This is a genomic window from Nitrincola schmidtii (assembly GCF_008973715.1).
GTDB classification, from domain to species: Bacteria; Pseudomonadota; Gammaproteobacteria; order Pseudomonadales; family Balneatricaceae; genus Nitrincola; species Nitrincola schmidtii.
In genome coordinates this window covers 13521-32391 of sequence record NZ_WBOL01000010.1, presented here as the reverse complement: position 1 = coordinate 32391, position 18871 = coordinate 13521, and the positions used below count along the sequence as shown (strand labels likewise).

Below are 18871 nucleotides of genomic sequence, written 5' to 3'. Positions count from 1 at the left end.
CAGCAACCATTAAGTGATCAACGACCTTAAGATTAAGTCGTTTTCAGAGTAACGTTATTATTTCTATCTCGACTTTCCTTAATAAGATTATCCGAGAATTCAAGGTTTCTTAATTTAGCCAACCGATCATAGAGCACGACATTAACGCTGGCAGCGAGGTTCATGCAGCCGATGGTAGGAACATACACCACACTATTGGCTTTATTCAAAACCGCTTGGCTAATAGTGCCGTCTTCTGGACCAAAGATGTACAAGGCTTTTTCTGGGTGAATAAAATCGGGTAAAGGCGTTGCTCCCTCTACCAATTCAACACAAATCACTTGAGTATCAGCCGCTAAGTCTTCAAAAAAGTCATCGACATGTTGCAGTGGTATTTTAAGGCTAACGCTTTTAGTATCGGTTTGAAATTTTAATGCTTTATCATAGCGGATCCCACTATAGAGAACCTTATCCGCTTGGTAACAGCCGGCTGCACGCATGACTGCACCGACATTGGTTGCGCTTTTGGGATTGGTTAAAGCAATGGAAACCTTAGTTGCATCTTCAACATTATTCATCTGTTTTCGCTTTAATAAGTGTCATGTCTATCAGAGTTATCTACGGGAATGAGATTTCATCTGGGCTAAGCAATCGGCTTTCTCCTGGCATCAATTCACCCAAACGCAGATGACCCACTGACGATCGATGCAAGGCCAGCACTTCGTTCCGAAAAGAACCAAACATTCGCTTTACTTGATGATACTTACCTTCGGTCAGTGTGAGCCTTGCAGTGAAATCAGTGAGTATCTCAAGCTGTGCAGGCTGGGTGGTAATATCTTCATAGGCGAAATAAATCCCCTGTTGAAATGCCCTAACATAATCATCGTTTAACGGTTGTGCCACCGTTACCTCATAAGTTTTCGCAAGATGACTTTCTGGAAGACTCATTTTTCGAGTCCAAGCACCATCGTTGCTTAACAACACCACACCAGTTGTGTTCAAATCTAAACGTCCAGCGATATGCAGAGATGCTTTTCGTGGATGGTCAATCAGATCGATGACCGTCGGATGTTGTGAATCTTTCGTGGCACTGACATAGCCTTGTGGCTTATTCAGCAAAATATAGATAGCCTGATTGTTTTGTAAACACTGATCATCCAGTTGCACTTGAGTGAACTGTGTCACTTTTTGCTGCACAGAGATCGCTGCTTGACCATCGACATAGATGCGTTTCTGAGCGACTAACAGCCGCACATCTGACAATGAAAACTCACTGTGCTTGCTAATAAATCGATCTAGGCGATAACTCGTTGTTTTCATAAAGCCACGCTATTCATTAAGGCTATCCTACCACCTCTAGCCGACTATTCCCCATACCCTGCTGCTTAACGACTCGAATTTGCACGGGAATACGCTGCTTCAGAGCTTCAACATGGCTAATGATACCGATGGTTTTTCCAGTCGCATTTAAACAGTCCAACGCATCCAAGGCGACATCCAGTGTCTCCGCATCCAAGGTACCAAAGCCCTCATCAAGAAACAGAGAGTCAATGCGAGTTTTATGACTGACAAGATCGGATAACCCTAGTGCTAACGCCAAGCTGACCAAGAAACTTTCACCACCCGATAAGGTCCGTGTATCTCGTTGCACATCAGCCTGCCAAGTGTCGATCACCGCAATCTCTAACTCTGCTCCGCTGCGACGGGTGAGTTGAAAGCGATTATGCAAACGCTGTAATTGTGTATTCGCTAAACTGATTAAATAATCCAAGGTAACACTTTGTGCATAACGACGGTATTTAGCACCATCTTTAGAGCCGATTAGATAATTCAGATGCTGCCAGAGGTCATATTCCTGCTGCTTTAGATCAATTTTACGCTGCAACTGTCCCTGCTTTAGCTGCAGATCATCATCCTGTTGTAACTGCTGCTGAATCTGCCCTAACTGAACTTGTTGCTCTCTTAAGGCTTCAGCCATTTGCTTTGCTTGTTGCTCAAGGGCTTCAAATGAAACATCCGTGGCTACTTTCGCTTGTTGCTCGTGCTGTTGCTGCAACAGGGTTTCCACTCTCACTTGAAGTTGCTGGCAGAGTTGCTGTTTTTCTTGCTGCTCCTTAAGCAGAGCCTGATAGCGTTGTTCATCTAACAGCGCCGCTTTAAAAGCTGACTCATCCGCAAATTCGCTGAGTGACAACGCCTGCTGCCAAACCACTTGCGCGGACTGTAACTGCTGCAATGCCAAATTTAGTGCTTCTGTCTCTGAATGACACTGTCCTAGAATGCGTTGTAAATCTGCTTGTACCGTTAGAATTTTCGTTTCATGCTGTCTAATCACCGACAGTTGCTGTTGTTGTTGCTTTAAATGCGCTTGCTTTTCAGTCAGGGCTTCTAAGGCATCAGTCGTGTCTGACTCTTGAATATCTAACTGTCCTAGCTGCTGTGATAACTCAACAACATGTCGCTGATGCTCTTCACCTTGTTGGGTCAATTGCGCCTGTTGCTGAGCAAGATAGTCTTGCTGGGCAGTGTCTTTTGCAATCTGCTGAGTTAACTCTGTGCCTTGTTGATGCAATAACTCAAGTTGATCCTTTAAATGTCTAAGTGCTATCTCTGTTTCAGACACATTGATCGCTTGATACTGCTCAATCGCCGGATGTTCGGTAGAACCACATAACGGACAAGGGCTATCCGGTTGAAGTTGATTCCGAAAAGCCTCTAGTTTTTGAATTCTGGCTTCTTGCTGAAGCAGGGTTTCTTTATCGTTGACTTGATCTTTAAGCATCGAGTAACTCAGACGCAATTGATCACGTTGTTGCTCATTTTTAGCAATGTTTATCCGCAATTGTTGCTGCTGCTGAGAGAGCACTTCAAGCTGCTCTGTTGACGCTGAGATCTGCTTAAAGCATTGTTGTAATGCTTGCCACGCACTGCGCTGCTCGATCAGCTTAATCTCTTGTTGATGCAGTTGTGCCTCATCCCATCCAGCAACTCCAGCCGTCAAGGTGGTTAACTCTTGCTGTAATGCTCTTAAATCTGCTTGTCTTTGAGATTTGCTGGCTTCAATAGCCGCTAGACGTTTTTGCTGTTGGACGTGGTGAGAAGATGCAGTCCGCCAAGCGTCCCAAGAATGCTTTAACGTAACGGCCCTTTCGTGAAGTTGAATAGCGCTCTGCTGTGGAGCAAACTCTTGCCACTGCTGATCTGCTAGCTGCTTTTCTGACAAGAGTTTTTCTGTCTGCTGGGTTAGCTGCTGAAGCTGACGATGATCCTGACACTGCTGTTGCAACGTCTGAAGCTGCGGTTGAAGCTGCTGCTCTTTTAGTTGAAGTGCTTGCTGTTGCTGCTGCAATTCATCACGCTGCTCTTTAGTTAAAGGCGTTACACCACTGAGTTGGCTTTTAAGCTGATCCAACTCGATTTTTTGCTGTTGCGTTTTTTCGAACACCTTGGCCGATATCAGTCCATAGATTTCTGTGCCTGTAAGTTCTTCTAACAGCTCGGCACGCTCATTGGCACCGGCATTCAAAAACGCGGCAAAGCCTCCTTGTGCCAGCAACATGGATCGGGTAAATCGATCAAAATCCAACCCACTTAACTCTTCAGTGATGGTAAGCTTTTCTTGTATTTTTGTGGTGATCACTTCACCCGAGTCTACCCTAGCTAGTTCGACCCTTGGCGCTTGCAAATTTCCGCCGACCTGATCACGTGCTCGACGTTGACTCCAAAAAGCGCGATAGGCAATGCCTTTAATCTCAAACTCTACTTCCGCCATGGCTTCGGCGGTGTGACGAGTCATCAACTCATTACTGGAGGCTGATACCACTTTCATACGCGGTGTTTGATGATACAGCGCCAAACAGATGGCATCTAACAGGGTTGTTTTACCCGCGCCTGTCGCTCCTGTGATTGCGAATAAACTGGTGTCGCAAAAAGGTGACTGGCGAAAATCTATACTGAACTCACCCTTTAAGGAGTTCAGGTTTTTTAAGCGCAAACTGAGTATTTTCATAGCTCATCTGACTCCACAACCAAGCTTTCTAACAGCTGTTTATGAAGTAATACCAAGGCTTCTCGTTGGGCTTCATCCAACTCTTCCAACGCCAAGCGACGACTAAATACCTCTTCTACTGAAAGCTCCTGAAGTTGTTGCTCTTGAATCTGCGCTAAACCCTCTTGTGAGCCCTGATGCTCTCGACGAATACGCAACACCTCGATCGGCAACTCGGCCGTTAAGGCTTCAATGCGAGGTTGAAGATCACTTAAGTAGGCATCACTATCCACGCGAATTTCCAGCCAAGCGGGCCATTGCTTTGAGGCTTTTTGGGCTAGGTTTTCAAGTTGCTTAGGTAATTCTGCTAATGAGGTTTTCAGTGACATTAAATGCCGAAACTCTGGAATTTCCTGTTCAGTGACGTCAACAAGGCCGTTTGCAAGCAGATCGACCAACAACACTTTTTTCTGCTGCTGCGCTTCATCAAAACTCAATGGAATGGGCGATCCGCAATAGCGCATCACCTCGCTGCCAGCAACCCGTTGCGCTCGATGAATATGACCTAGCGCTAAGTAATCAAAATCGGGGAAGGCATCTGCCGGAAAAGCATCCAATAGTCCGATGTAAAGATCGCGAACTGATTCACTCACACTGGCTCCCAAGGTGGTTAAATGACCGGTACCCACAATAGGTAAACGCTTAGCTTGTTGATCCGCTAGCAGTTTGATGGAATGGTATTGCTGTTGAATAGCGTCTAATAGTTGAGCCTGCTTCTGCTGCTGAGTTTGTCCAGCTTGACTGACCACTAGATCTCTGGGGCGGAGGTACGGAAGTGCACATAACCATGCCTGTTGCGTGCCCTGTCGATTGTGAAGTGGAATAACATGCTCCATTGGGTCAGTCATCAGTCCCGGCACAACCGTAATATTTAAACGGGCCAAGATTCCGCTTGACTCATTGAGCATCGCCACAGAGTCATGGTTGCCTCCTAAAACGACACACTGAACCTTAAGCTTACTGAGTTCTGCCAAACAGTGATGATAGAGTTCACGTGCGTAACTGGGTGGTGTTCCCGTGTCAAAAACATCACCGGCAATGAGAAGGACATCCACCTCTTTTTCGACAACCAGGTTCAGCAACCAATCAACAAAAGCCACGTGTTCTGCCTGACGTGTTTGGCCAAAAAAATGCTGTCCTAGATGCCAATCAGAGGTGTGTAAAATTCGCATAAATCTGATATCCAATCAAAATGTTCGCGCAATATTAACATAAGCTGGCTTTTTAACTGATCAAAGAGTGATGATCTGTTACAGTAGCATCTTATTTTTAAACCAATCGGTTCAACTTTTTTTAAAGCCTAATTAATCATCTTATGAACGTTCCAGCTAAACCTATTCCAGGGCTAATTTGGATGCTTGCGGCACTGACCGCGCTGGCTCCCTTAGCAGTGGATGCCTACTTACCCGCCTTTCCGACTATGGCAAAGGACTTTGATGTTGCTGTTCAACAAATAGAACTAACCCTAAGTGTCTTTTTGATCGGATTTGCCTTAGGGCAACTTACTGGAGGTCCTTTTTCAGATCACTTTGGACGTCGCACTGCCATTTTCACAGGGCTTTCGCTTTTCTTACTCGGCACCCTAGGCATAGTGTTAGGCCAAAGCATCGAAACTCTCTGGGCATCGCGTTTTCTACAAGCACTGGGGGGTGGTATCAGTATCGTCAACTCATCAGCCATTGTGCGTGATATATATAAAGGTGCTGATAGTGCCAGAGCCATGTCACGCATTTCTGCAATCATGATGGTAGCTCCGATGATGGCTCCTTTTCTGGGGAGCGCTATTTTACAACTGGGTAGCTGGCGAATTATTTTTATCGTTTTAGTTATTTACGCGATTACCTTGCTGTTCACCTTAAAGAAACATCTTCCCGAAACACGTCAATCAAGTGGTCAGCCTCGCTTATCTCCATTTAAGCGTTATCAACAAGTCATCACTCATCGTCGTGCTTTGGGCTACATTCTTTCTGTTGCGATGGGCTATGGAGCCATGTTTGCGTTTATAACTGGATCATCCAGTGTCTATATGGGCTACTTTGGTGCCAGCACAGCTCTGTTTCCCGTGTTGTTTGGTGCGAATGTGGTAATGTTATTGATCTTTAATAAAATTAACGCTCGCATCGTGCATCGCTTCACCCCAAAACGTTTACTTGCGATAGCTCAATACATCCAAATTTTGATTGGCTTAAGCTTAGTCACGTTGATTGCCTATACGGGATTACAGCTTTGGCAAATGGTGGTTGGCATTATGCTGTTCATTGGATTGCAGGGCTTTATTGTTTCCAATGGCACTGCCAGCACGTTGGAATTTTTCCCTCACAGTGCCGCAACGGCGACAGCACTGGTTGGCGCAACAGGATTTGCCTTAGGGGGACTATCGGGAGCAGTCATCGGTATTTTCGGAGATGGGTCACCGCTCTTTTTAATGGTTACCATGACGCTCGCGGTAATCTGTGGTGTTGTATTAAGAAAACTGCTGCATCATGGTCAAACACTCTACCTAAAAACAGACTAGACTGTAGGTATGAAATTACACTTTTATCAGTGATAGCAAAAAGGATACGTAATGGAAGCATGGCACCTTTGGCTGCTAGCCGGTCTTTTTTTAATGATACTAGAGCTTCTTGGTACAGGTTTTGTTGCCTTTGCGCTAGGCTTAGCTGCGCTTGCTGGCATGATTGCCGCCCTTCTTCATCTTCCGGCAGCGGCTCAATGGATCAGTTTCGCCATTGCTGCAGCGGTGTTGGCACCTTGGTTACGCAAAAAGTTTCAGCGATGGGCACCTTCTCGACGACGCAGTGGGTTGGCGGGTGAAAAACGCACGATGGAAGGCTTACTTTTACTTGATAACAGCGGCCAACTGAAGGTTAAAGTTGAAAGTGATACCTACTTTGTTCGTTCATTAAGTGATCGAAATTTAACCCCAGGTACTCGCGTGACGGTTGTCGATTTCGATGGCATTACGGCACTGGTCGATTAATTTTATAACGTTTAGGAAATACTCTAATGGATGCAATTTTACTGATCGCACTTGCCATCACCGTGATGGTCATCATCTTCGTCATCAAAGGTCTGATGATCGTACAACAATCTGAAGCGGTGGTTATTGAACGCTTAGGTTCTTACCATAAGACATTGGCTCCCGGCATAAACTGGATTATCCCATTCGTTGATCTACCTCGGTCCATCAAAATGCGCCGCTATCAAGTCATCAAGAATGAACAGATTCCTGTAGTCGTTGAGGAAACACGCATTGATCGACGTGAAACCGTGCTCGACTTTCCCAGCCAATCGGTCATTACTGGGGATAACGTCAGCATCACTATCAATGGCGCGCTTTACTTTCAAGTCATTGATCCTGAACGAGCGGTCTATCAAGCAGAAAATCTTGTTCAGGCGATAGAGATTTTAGCTAAAACGTCACTACGTTCTGAAGTCGGTAAAATGGAGTTGGATAAACTGTTTGAATCTCGACAGGAGATCAATGACAAGCTCCAAATTGTCATGGACGAAGCAGGTAACAAATGGGGCGTTAAGGTCACCCGTGTAGAAATTCAAGATATCGACATTCCTAAAGACGTCGAAGATGCGATGCGTAAGCAGATGACTGCTGAGCGTGAAAGACGTGCTTTAGTGCTGCAAGCCAGTGGTGAGCGAGAAGCTGCCATCGCACGCGCTCAAGGTGAAAAAGAATCTGCGGTATTGGTTGCTGAAGGCGACAAAACTGCATCGATTTTACGGGCAGAAGGTGAACGTGAAGCCATCAACCAAATTATGGCCGCTGCAGAAGGCCGAATCGATCCTGAGCTTGTCGTAGGATATTTGTTGGGCCTTGAGTACCTGAACACGCTACCTAATATTGCCAAAGAGGGAGATAGAGTATTCCTTCCCTTTGAGTCATCCAGTGTGCTTGGTGCAGTGGGATCTCTACAGCAACTACTCAGCCAAACCCAAAAATAACTGGGTCAGTCATCAAGAATGTGGCTTTATTCAGATCCTGTTAACACTGAACAACGTAACATTATCTGATGAATTAATGCTTCGATGCTTTGGTGATGGAACTGAAGCATCATTTGCAAGTCGAATAATCGAATATTGATATAAGTCATTGCACTGATCAATAAAGAAAGTTCTAATATAGATACAAACCTAAAGCCCGATAGCCGATCATCAGAATTAGCACGGGTTCAACCGTCAATGAAAAGGTAACACATCATGGCAAATTCAAGCCGTCGCAGTTTTTTGAAAAAAGGTATGTTTGGTCTTGCTGCTCTGCCATTAGGCATGGGCGTCATGACATCTAAAGCTTTTGCAGCAACGCTTCCTCCTTTAAGCGAAGACGCCCCTAATGCTAAAGCATTGAACTACGTTAAAGTAGCTGCTGATGCTGCTGATCATCCAGCATTCAAGCCTGACTCATACTGCGATAACTGCATGTTCTGGCAGCCAGATACCAATGGTTGTACCTTGTTCCAAGGTTTCTCTGTAGAAGCCAAAGGCTGGTGTCAATCTTGGGTTAAGCGTCCAGGTTGATCTGATGCTTAACTAATTCGACAGCATCAACCTGTTGTTACGAATATGATTCTTTAACAAAGCCCCTGCTACGGATGTACAGGGGTTTTTTGTTTGGATTTTATATCAACAGATTAGCCTTCTTGGTATCATCAAGGCAGTATCGATGTTTAAAATGAATTGAATTGATAAGCGGCTTATCATCTTAAAATGAAATCTTTATCCTCAACACCATTGTTAAGAAGGATCCTTGCACCCGCTCTAGGTGTGCTAGTGGCGTTGATTTTTTTTATGATGGCCTCCTTATACCAGCAAACCCTAGAAGAGCAGCAACGAGCCGTACAAATCGAACGTGTTGCCGAAATACGCGCAAACATTGAAGGGGCATTTAATGGTGCGACCAATTTAACGGCAGGTTTAATCGCTTTTGTTAGCTCAACCGGGGAAATTAGCCAAGATTTTTTTAATCAACTCAGTGAATCGTTGATTGCACAAAATCACTTGATTCGAAATATCACTTTAGCTCCGGGTAACATTATTCGCTACGTCTATCCTCTGGCCGGAAATGAGGCTGCGCTGGGATTAGATCTACTGAATCACCCAACCCAAGGTGAAGCAACGAAAGTGATGATCGAAACTGGAAAGCCCGTACTTGCAGGTCCTTATAACCTGGTACAAGGTGGTGTAGGTGTCATTCATAGAGTGCCTATCTTTCTTAAGGATGAGGCTGATGTGACCTACTGGGGTCTTATGAGCACCCCGATTGACTTTACCGCCCTGCTAGAACTGTCAGGTATCCATGATCCTAAACTGGATTTATCCTTGGCAATGCGAAGCGTTGAGGGTACAGGTACTGATGGTGTTATCTTCTGGGGGGATGAAAAAGTGTTTTCTCATCCTAATGCGCTCCATACCTACATCAGTGTATTGAACGGTAAATGGGAAATTGCAGCCATAGCTGAAGGAGACATTCCAGTTTCGGGACAAAGACTTATTCTTTCGGTAAAACTGATGGGTGGTATTTTTGCCCTCCTTACTGCCTTTATGATCTGGCAACTTCTTCGCATGAATGAGCGACTTCACGCTTCTCAATTGCAGTATCGTCAACTGGCACAACATGATAGCTTAACAGGTCTACCCAATCGGATTTTGTTAAGTGACCGCTTTGAACAAGCGGTTTCCAGAGCAGAACGCAACCGAGAAAACCTAGTGTTACTCTATATGGATTTAGATGGGTTTAAGCGTATTAACGATGACCATGGTCACCAAACTGGCGATTTAGCCCTGGCAGAAATTGCCAAGCGTTTTCGAAACACTATCCGCAGTAGTGATAGCGTCATTCGCATGGGTGGTGATGAGTTTATAGTGTTACTGGAAAATGTTCATAATGTAGATGCCGTTCTGAGCATTAGCGATAAACTGCTCAAGTCGGTTAGCGAAACGATTAAGATCAATTCATTAGAGTTCAATCTAGGGATGAGTATTGGCGTAGCCTGTTTCCCTAACGATGGTTTAACGTTAGACCAACTGATTACCGCAGCAGATCATGCAATGTACCAAGCCAAGACGGCAGGAAAAAATCAAATTAGCTGGTCATCAGATCCAAATATCTACTTTGCTCGCTAGGATAAAGATAAAATGAGCTGAAACATGACAAAAACAACTATTTTTCGCTCCCTTATCATTACTGCAACCCTATCTACGTTAGTTTTCCTAGCGGTTTTGGCATCGATACTCTATTTCGGCACCATGACACCGATGGAAAAACTTGCTAAATCCGAAGCGCTAGATAATGTTCGTCAAAAGCTCGATCTCCACCTACGCTCAAAAGAAGACTCTGTACTGTCAATCGCTGCGTCCTTGGCACGTGATAGTCAAATAAAACAAGCGCTCTCTGAGAATTACCGCGAACTCGCCAGCTTAAGCCTAAGTCATCTGACTGAAGACTTTGCCACCATCACAGACTATCGAATGATTCGAGCCCAAGTGATCGATAATCACGGCATTATTTTTGCCAGATCATGGGATCTGAGCTTTTTCGGTGAACCCGCCCCTCATCCAATGGTTCCCATCACCATGCGTGACAAGACTGCATCTGCTTCGTTCGGCTTAGGGAACGCAGGAGTTGGCATCATTGGTTTTGCACCGGTCATTGATAATCAAGAATTACTAGGCCTTATTTCTGTAACTCAAGGCGTTGGCTCAGTCGTTCGATCGCTAAAAGAGGATCAGCTGGATTGGATTTTACTATTAAGCAAGCAGTCTATATTAGAACGTTTTTCAGGACGCTATCCTCCTACCCTCGAAGCCTTACCTTCACTCAATGAAGATTACTTTCTAGCGCATGAAGCATGGTTTGATTTATCTCTAGCACAAAGCTTGATGCCCAACCTGCCGAAAAAACAACCAGGTGAGTCCATTGTTGTTTATCTAGATGATCACCTATTGTTCGACTTTCCGATCTATGACAGATCAGGAAACTACATTGGTAGAAGCTTGGTTATTGGTGATCAAAATTCTATCGCAAACAGAATGGAAAGTATTGAATCTGCAACCTATCTGTTAATTGCTGCCACATTGTTTATTGTCAGTGCCGTGGTTGCTTTACTGTTATTATTGGTAAGGCGCAGAATTCTATTTCCTGTACAACATATCATAGCGGTTATCAATCAAACACTTAATTCGGGTCGCTTTTCAAACCGCGTACGCATTTACCGTCAGGACGAATTGGGATTAATGACTGAAAATCTTAATCAGTTGCTAGCCAACCTTGAAAGAGGATTACTTGAATCTAATCGCGTCATGAACGAACTCGCACTGGGCAACTTTGAAGCACGTATTGAAGGTCGGTATAAAGGCGATTTACTGGATATGAAGCGAGGCATCAATGCAGCGGCAGTTGAGCTCAAAGAAGCACGCGTTAAAGTTCTTCAAGCCAGTCAAGCGAAAAGCCAGTTCCTTGCCAATATGAGTCATGAGATACGCACTCCGATTAATGGTGTTATTGGCATGTTATCGCTTTTAGAAACCACTCCCTTATCGACTGAACAAGCAGAACAAGTTCACCTAGCAACGCGATCAGCAGAAATTTTACTCGGTTTAGTGAATGACATTTTGGATTTTTCTAAAATTGAAGCCGGTAAAATGATATTGGAAAACGAGCCTGTACATCTCAGTGAACTTATTTATACGCTGCAGCATTTATTTAAACATATTGCGGAAAGCAAACAGATCAGCTTAGCTGTAGAGTTTGACAGCCAATTATCAGAATGGATTAAAGGTGACTCGCTAAGATTACGTCAGATTTTGAACAATCTACTTTCGAATGCCATAAAGTTTACCGATAAAGGTCAGGTATCTATCAACGTAACTTTAACTGATGATGCGCAACGTATAAGGTTCGCCGTCAGAGACACGGGCATTGGTATCAGTAAAGAGGCTCAGCTACGCTTATTCCAGAGCTTTAGCCAAGCCGATAACTCAACTAGCCGAAAATATGGCGGGACAGGACTTGGGTTGATGATATCAAAGGAATTGATTGAATTGATGCAAGGCTCGCTATGGTTAGAAAGCTTACCAGGGGAAGGATCATGTTTTTATTTCGAGATCCCATACCAACCCTGTGCAGCTGAAATTCAACAGCTTGCCAACAGTAACGTCTTTAGTGACTACTCGGATCGACGAGTTTTGCTTGTTGAGGATAATCTCATCAATCAAAAACTGGCATTAAAGCTACTGGAAAAGTTTAAGATTGAAGCCACCCTTGCCCAAAATGGTCAAGAAGCAATTCATCAATTGGAAGCTAATTTATTCGATTTGATTTTGATGGATTGCCAAATGCCTGTCATGGATGGTTATGAAGCAACACGTATCATCAGAAATAGAGACATTATGACACCCATTGCAGCGTTGACTGCCAATGCCAGCGAAGAGGATAAACGTGTTTGCTTAGCCTGTGGCATGAATGATTTCTTATCAAAACCTTACAACATAGAGAAGATGTCTTCTCTACTTGAACGCTGGCTGAAGTAAATTACTTCAGCCTACCTAGTCAGTAACTACTTAGTTAGGAGCTACCTAGTCAAGAATAGCTAAGAATCATCAGTCAGGGACATCATTTCCTGAGCCCAGGCCACACTTGAAAGATATTCTCTATTTAATACGTCTACCAGTTTCAAAGATCGTTTTTCCATTCTGGCATTCTCAAAGGATTCGATCACAGCAATTACCTTTCCTAACTCACCCTGACCTAAGAGCAAACCATCAGTAATCACTTTTTCTAACCCAGCCTCAGTCAGGATTTTATCCAGTTCCACCCCTTCTAATTGATCCATCATTGAAAATAGACCGCCAGTAAAAGCCACTTCTGGATCTAAATCCTGAGTTCTATGTGCCAACTGCTTAGCAAGATGAGCCCTCACCAAAAGTTTAAATACTAATAAACGCTTTATTGGTTGGTTATTAGCCAATAAAAGCGTAGCGGTTAATGCTCTGATTTTCTCAAATCCCAGCAGCATAATGGCTTGATTAATACTGCTAATCGAATTAGCACGACGATTTTCAGCAGAATTAACCCTTTTAAACAATAGATTACATAAATGAGGATCTTGTGCAATCAGTGATTCTATCTGGCTAACCTCTGTATTTTTATCATAGAGTGCACGTAATAACTTGAGATCTGCAGCCCTATTACCCTGTCGAGTTTGTGAGGTAGATGCAAACTGCTCAGGAAATGCATAGAAATATCCTTGTAACAAGTCAAAACCCACTTCTATCGCTTTATTTAGCATTTCAGAGTTTTCAATGAAGCTGGCTAAGAGAATTTTTCCTTCACTCTTAAAGCGATCAGCACAAGAAAAAGCATCTTCTCGCCTAACATCGACCTTAACAATATGCGTAAATACGCTTAGTTTTTCACCATAGCGAATTAACTGTTGATCTGACGACGATATTTGATAACCCTTGTCGACTGCATTCTTTAAATGAAACCAGAAATTATGATCAAAATCACTATCAGGTAATTCAATAACGACTTGCTCAACAGGAAGAGGTAATAAATCAGGATTTGCTAACCAATCCGTGGACACATTTAAATACAGCAAGCGCTGTCCCACCAGCGCATTTAATCCAATTTCATAAAATGCAGTGCTGCAGGCACGAGCGGTTGCAATAATGGGGTCGGTAATATCTGCACTGACAGCACCGCCATGAGCACGATACAATAATTCATCAGCAACGTGTTTAAACTGTCGGTCGCATATGGGGTGAAGGGCTATGCAATAACGAGACTCATCTTTACTGAGGGAATCTAAATTCAACGTAACTCTCCAAGCGATGCTGGTACTTCTAAAATAATCAATTTATTGTAGCGTTTACCTCATCTTCTTGCGACGAATAAACATAGATACGCAACACTTCATTGGATGATTCCACATAGCTTTGAATCCGTTTGATGGTCTGCCAAGTCATGACATGCCCTTCTGGAAGTAACAGTAAATTTGATGCCGTTAACACATCACGTGATAGCTTCATGCCCGATTCAAGTTTCGGGGTTGAAACCACCTTTTCATTTCTTTCAAGATGCTCTATGTGGAGATCAGGGATCACTTGAATGAGATGGTTAATAATGTCGGGGTCATAAATAATATCTGACTTTTGCATTAATAGTTGAGCAGCTCCTTCTGCACTATAACGCAAATCAGCCGATACCCCTCGAATGGCATAGATATAATCACGTGCGACAGCAAGAATACGAGCACCCAATGGAATATTCTCTCCACTGAGTGATGAACTGTTGTCTTTACCGTCAAACCGATCGAACTGATGTAAAACGGATAATGCAATTGAGGATAGATGCACGACTGGTGACATCGCTTTAAATGCCAACTCAGCGTGCTTTTTATATGCCACTAATTCCTCAGCATTCATATAATACTGGGGCTTATGAGAAATTTGATCATTTAGGCACAGCACACCCACCTCAGACAAAAGTCCAGACAACTTGATATTCATGCATTCAAAATCACTAAGCTCAAATCGTTTCGCAATCAATAAGCATAACTGACTGACTTCATGGGAATACTGACTCCCTTGAGTACCCTTAAGTGACAGTAAATTATAAAAAACACGAATAATAGCTCGAACTTGTTCTTTGACTTGCTGATGGCTGCGCTGCAAATCTATCAAAGTCTTTCGTATCTGCTCTGTTCTCTGTTGCACTTTTTCTTCTAATGCGGAATTAAGTTCTTTTAACTCTTCATTTTGTGCTTCAACTAGAGACATCAGCTTTATATTTTCAAGCTTGAGTCGTTTTGACTCCATCTCTTGCTCTAAACTACTCAGTAAATCATCAGTATCCCAGGGCTTTTGCACATAACGATGAATACGACCACGGTTAACCGCTTTTATTGTCGAGTCAATATCAGCATAACCGGTCAACAAGATACGAACTGTATCTGGATAGAGAGTGGCGACTTGCTCTAGAAATTCAGCGCCGCTCATCAGCGGCATACGCATATCTGAAATGACCAAATCAATCGTTTGCTGTTTCAGAATCTCTAATCCCGCTTGACCACTCTCAGCGATAAAAACTTCATAATACTGTTTAGGTAAAAGTCGACGTAAAGACCGCAAAATGCTCGGTTCATCATCGACACAAAGAACCTGCCAGCGATAGATTTCATTGTTTCCCTTACTGCTCTGCTTCATTGCCTTCTCCAAATACAAAGAAATACCGTTTTTTCTGTATTTTCCTTTTTTTCTAAAATATACTAAGCACCAATAAAGGTCAATCATTGGGAATTTAATAGAGGTACGAAAGGATGAAGATAACAGTCTGTGATGATTCATTAATGTCTCGAAAGAGTGTTATTCGCGCACTACCTGAAACCTGGTCGGGAGCCATAACTCAATGTAAGCATGGACTTGAAGCACTTGAAGCCTGCAGAGCGGGACTGGCTGATATACTTTTTTTAGATTTAACCATGCCCATTATGGACGGTCTTGAAGTCTTAACACGTTTAAAAAGTGAACAAATCAAGGTTTCTGTGATTGTCATCAGTGCTGACTTCCAGCCTAAGGTTCAGCAACAGGTCATGCAATTAGGAGCCTTAGCGTTTATTAACAAACCACTCACACAAGAAAAGCTTGAAGGCACCTTAAAACAGGTAGGTTTGTTATGACAGATACGTCTATGCATCCAGAGGTGCCAATTGAGGTTGATGAGTTAAGAAAAGATGCATTACAGGAAATTTTTAATATCTCTATGGGTCAAGCTGCCGACTCCTTAGCTTGTCTGGTCAAGGATAGGGTTTATTTATCCGTTCCTCAGATGCATTGGGTTGAAAAATCAGACGTGCAGGATTTAAAAGCTGCCATGAAACGTGTACCCAAAGGCATCATTATCTGCCAACCCTTTTCCGGATATTTAAAGGGTGAAATTTTAGTCTGTTATGAACAGGGAGCTGATTTTACCGTCATCGGTGAAAGTTTAGCTTACACCAAAGAGCAAGTGCAGAAATGGCAACATGAACTCTTGCTTGACATTACCAACATCCTTGGCGGTGCTTGTTTAAGAGGCGTTGCAGACCAACTTAATATTCGATTAGAGTTTGGCGCGCCTAATTTAATAGATCGCCACAGTGAAGTGACCACAATTCTACTTAACTCCTCCTCCATCTGGGACAAAGCCTTAGTGATGGAAATAGGCTTCAGCGTACAATCCATGTCGATGACCTCCGATATCCTCATCTGTATGCCTGAGCAATACATCAATAAGCTATTTAAATGCATTGATCATTTGTTGGAGTAATCACATGAATCGAGTTTACAAAGAAATTCTTAATCAACTGAATCTCGGCGTTATTGTCTTTGACGAACATTGTCAGTTGCTCTATGTAAACCACTTTATTCGTGATAACCACAAACAAACCGTAGGATTAGGTCAGTCTTTATTTACTCAATTTCCAGAATTGCCAGAAGCTTGGTTCAGAAAGCGTGTTGAATCGGTGATCATGTTTCATAACACATCTTTTACTCAGTGGCAGTATCGCCCGCACCTTCTGAATTTAATGGAAACTCGCCCAATTACCGGTACACATGAACTAATGTACCAAAATGCCTCGCTTATCTATTTAGGTCATTATGATGCGAGAGAGCTAATCTGCTTAGTCATTCAGGATGCAACTCAGACAGCCTTAACGCAAATGAAGCTGGCTAAAACCCTAAACAAATTAAATCAAGAACACAAACAATTGCATACTCTTAATCAACAGCTAAAAGAAGCTCAATCTCAGCTGGTTCAAAATGAAAAAATGGCTGCTGTAGGTCAACTGGCTGCAGGAGTCGCACATGAGATTAACAACCCGATGAGTTTTATTAAATCTAACATCGAATGTTTGCAACATTATACTCAGCGATTAGTTGAAATGGGGCATTATCTCGAGTCTTTACTGCAAAAACAGGAAGATCAGCAGATTATCGTCAGCTTAATGCGACAAAAAGAAGCGTTAGATATTGAACAAATTGAGGAAGAGTTACCCGAACTTATTAATGAAACATTGGATGGCGCAAAGCGTATCCAAGACATCACTGGATCGTTACGAGATTTCTCCCGCCTCGATAGTTCAGAATGGCAGCTAGCGGATATTCATGAGGGATTAGAATCGACCCTAAAGATCGTCAATCATGAAATTAAATACACCGTTAATGAAATTGTTAAGGATTTTGGCAAACTTCCAAAAATTTATTGTTTGCCCAGTCAGTTAAATCAAGTCTTCTTAAACCTGTTGGTCAATGCATCTCATGCGATTGACAAGGATGGTAAGATTATCATTGAGACGCGTTTCCTTGAGGATAGCAATCAAATCACTATTCGTATCACGGATAACGGAGCAGGTATCCCAAAAACTATATTATCTAAAATATTCGACCCATTTTTTACGACTAAAGAAATAGGAACTGGAACCGGACTCGGCTTATCGATTTCCTATGGGATAATTCAAGCTCATCAGGGCAGCATCGAAGTGAACAGCACTATCGATCAAGGCACCTCTTTTCTCATTACCCTCCCTATCAATCCCCCTATTTCAACCTCGCTATCGGATCAGAGTTTATGAATAACGACAAGCCAACGTATACACTTTTGGTCGTCGAAGACTCTGCCACAACGCGGTTAATTTTAAAGCAAGGGCTTAATAATTCCGGATATAACGTTGTCTTAGCCGAAAATGGTTATCAAGCCTTGTTAGCGTTTGAGCAACACAAGGTTGATCTTATTTTGATGGATGTCAACATGCCTGTCATGGACGGTTTTGAGTGTTGTGAAGCGCTACGAGCCAGTGAAATAGGAAAAAATATACCGATTATTTTATTAACCGCAAGAGATGATCACGAATCGATTAATCATGCTTTCGAAGTGGGTGCTTCCGATTTTATTACCAAGCCTATTAACTTACGTTTATTAGTACAGCGGGTTCGTTATGGTCTTAGGGATGCACACCGAGAACAAGAGTTACTTAGATCAAAAACCGAGCAAGCAGAATTAATCGACAAACTAACCGCTACACAAACCCAGCTGATTCAAAGTGAAAAATTAGCAGCGATTGGCATATTGGCGGCAGGCATTGCACATGAAATCAATAATCCTCTGACAATCGTTAAAGCCAATGCAAAGGAACTTCAAAGCTATTTCGGTACATTACTGGACTGGTGTCACAGTGAACTATTGTTACCCCACCTATCCGAGCAACAACGTTTTGAATTGGCAGAAATGAATTCAGAAATCAGTGATTTACAGACTGATACATCTGAGGGCTTAAATCGTATTCAACAAATTATAGAATCCATGATGACGCTATCACATGATCAGCATACCTTTGATGATCATTCGAATCTTAAGAGTGCACTTGATGAAAGTTTACAATACTGCCTGAAAATCCACGCTTTTACTGGCACCATAACACGCCATTTTGAGAATATAGACGGTAATGTAAAACTGTGTAAGGTGGATTTACTGCAGGTGTTGAATACTGTTATTCGTAACGCTATTGAGGCTGCAGGAAAAGACGCCAATCTAAAACTCGTGGTTGATCGAGTTGGCAGTGCCTTTCACATTCAAATTTGCGATAACGGGCCCGGTATTTCAGAAAATCATCTTAGCAAAGTTTTTGATCCTTTCTTTACAACAAAAGCTCCTAACCAAGGAACTGGTCTTAACTTGTCTATCGCTTACCAAATCATTACCAAAGCAAACGGTCAGATAAAAGCCTTTAACCATCCGGATGGTGGTGCTTGTATTATGATTGAGCTACCGATTGCAGAATAGGCTAGCTG

At 42.9% G+C, this 18871-nt stretch carries 16 protein-coding genes; 10 read left to right on the top strand and 6 right to left on the bottom strand.

Features of this window, described 5'->3' with window-relative positions; translation table 11 throughout:
- Window positions 1-32: 32 nt before the first annotated feature.
- From F7R24_RS09880 to sbcD, 4 genes are read right to left on the bottom strand one after another with little or no spacing between them, the layout of a single operon-like run.
- Complete coding sequence (locus tag F7R24_RS09880) at window positions 33-557, bottom strand: RNA methyltransferase (protein ID WP_151671097.1); 525 nt, start codon at window positions 555-557, stop codon at window positions 33-35.
- A gap of 40 nt (window positions 558-597) precedes the next feature.
- Complete coding sequence (locus F7R24_RS09875) at window positions 598-1299, bottom strand: pseudouridine synthase (RefSeq protein WP_151671096.1); 702 nt, start codon at window positions 1297-1299, stop codon at window positions 598-600.
- Between the two features lie 22 nt (window positions 1300-1321).
- On the bottom strand, window positions 1322-3988 hold the full coding sequence (locus F7R24_RS09870) for an AAA family ATPase (RefSeq protein WP_151671095.1): 2667 nt from the start codon (window positions 3986-3988) through the stop codon (window positions 1322-1324).
- Window positions 3985-5199: an exonuclease subunit SbcD gene (gene sbcD / locus F7R24_RS09865; protein WP_151671094.1), complete on the bottom strand. Its 1215-nt coding sequence runs from the start codon at window positions 5197-5199 to the stop codon at window positions 3985-3987. The genes F7R24_RS09870 and sbcD overlap by 4 nt, the downstream gene beginning before the upstream one ends.
- Window positions 5200-5381: 182 nt before the next feature.
- Between sbcD and F7R24_RS09860 the strand changes: the two genes are divergently transcribed.
- The 6 genes from F7R24_RS09860 to F7R24_RS09835 all read left to right on the top strand — a co-directional run bounded on the left by F7R24_RS09860 (window position 5382) and on the right by F7R24_RS09835 (window position 12571).
- Complete coding sequence (locus tag F7R24_RS09860; RefSeq protein WP_206057519.1) at window positions 5382-6542, top strand: multidrug effflux MFS transporter; 1161 nt, start codon at window positions 5382-5384, stop codon at window positions 6540-6542.
- 51 nt (window positions 6543-6593) lie between these two features.
- Complete coding sequence (locus tag F7R24_RS09855) at window positions 6594-7007, top strand: NfeD family protein (RefSeq protein WP_151671092.1); 414 nt, start codon at window positions 6594-6596, stop codon at window positions 7005-7007.
- Between the two features lie 26 nt (window positions 7008-7033).
- Window positions 7034-7987, top strand: coding sequence for an SPFH domain-containing protein (locus tag F7R24_RS09850; protein WP_151671091.1), 954 nt, complete (start codon window positions 7034-7036; stop codon window positions 7985-7987).
- Between the two features lie 255 nt (window positions 7988-8242).
- A complete protein-coding gene (locus F7R24_RS09845; RefSeq protein WP_151671090.1) occupies window positions 8243-8560 on the top strand; it encodes a high-potential iron-sulfur protein in 318 nt (105 codons plus the stop codon).
- A 252-nt stretch (window positions 8561-8812) separates the two neighbouring features.
- Window positions 8813-10165: a diguanylate cyclase domain-containing protein gene (locus F7R24_RS09840; RefSeq protein ID WP_168926812.1), complete on the top strand. Its 1353-nt coding sequence runs from the start codon at window positions 8813-8815 to the stop codon at window positions 10163-10165.
- Window positions 10166-10189: 24 nt separating this feature from the next.
- Window positions 10190-12571 carry an ATP-binding protein gene (locus F7R24_RS09835; protein WP_151671088.1) on the top strand — a complete coding sequence of 794 codons (2382 nt, stop codon included), beginning with the start codon at window positions 10190-10192 and terminating at the stop codon, window positions 12569-12571.
- Between the two features lie 59 nt (window positions 12572-12630).
- Here the strand turns inward: F7R24_RS09835 and F7R24_RS09830 are convergent, their stop codons facing one another.
- Together F7R24_RS09830 and nosR are read right to left on the bottom strand one after the other, a co-directional pair.
- Window positions 12631-13857, bottom strand: a complete 1227-nt coding sequence (locus F7R24_RS09830; protein WP_151671087.1) for an EAL and HDOD domain-containing protein — start codon at window positions 13855-13857, stop codon at window positions 12631-12633.
- Between the two features lie 37 nt (window positions 13858-13894).
- Window positions 13895-15247, bottom strand: coding sequence for a response regulator c-di-GMP phosphodiesterase, NosR family (nosR, locus tag F7R24_RS09825; RefSeq protein ID WP_168926811.1), 1353 nt, complete (start codon window positions 15245-15247; stop codon window positions 13895-13897).
- A 113-nt stretch (window positions 15248-15360) separates the two neighbouring features.
- Between nosR and F7R24_RS09820 the strand changes: the two genes are divergently transcribed.
- From F7R24_RS09820 to F7R24_RS09805, 4 genes are read left to right on the top strand one after another with little or no spacing between them, the layout of a single operon-like run.
- Entirely contained in the window at window positions 15361-15720 is a 360-nt protein-coding gene (locus F7R24_RS09820) for a response regulator (protein ID WP_151671085.1), read from the top strand.
- The gene (locus F7R24_RS09815; protein WP_151671084.1) at window positions 15717-16349 is read left to right on the top strand and encodes a chemotaxis protein CheC; all 633 of its coding nucleotides are present in this window, start codon (window positions 15717-15719) and stop codon (window positions 16347-16349) included. The genes F7R24_RS09820 and F7R24_RS09815 overlap by 4 nt, the downstream gene beginning before the upstream one ends.
- 4 nt (window positions 16350-16353) lie before the next feature.
- A complete protein-coding gene (locus F7R24_RS14670; protein WP_206057518.1) occupies window positions 16354-17655 on the top strand; it encodes a sensor histidine kinase in 1302 nt (433 codons plus the stop codon).
- Window positions 17652-18863 carry a sensor histidine kinase gene (locus tag F7R24_RS09805; RefSeq protein ID WP_151671083.1) on the top strand — a complete coding sequence of 404 codons (1212 nt, stop codon included), beginning with the start codon at window positions 17652-17654 and terminating at the stop codon, window positions 18861-18863. Before F7R24_RS14670 ends, F7R24_RS09805 begins: the two co-directional genes overlap by 4 nt.
- The last annotated feature ends 8 nt before the right edge of the window (window positions 18864-18871 follow it).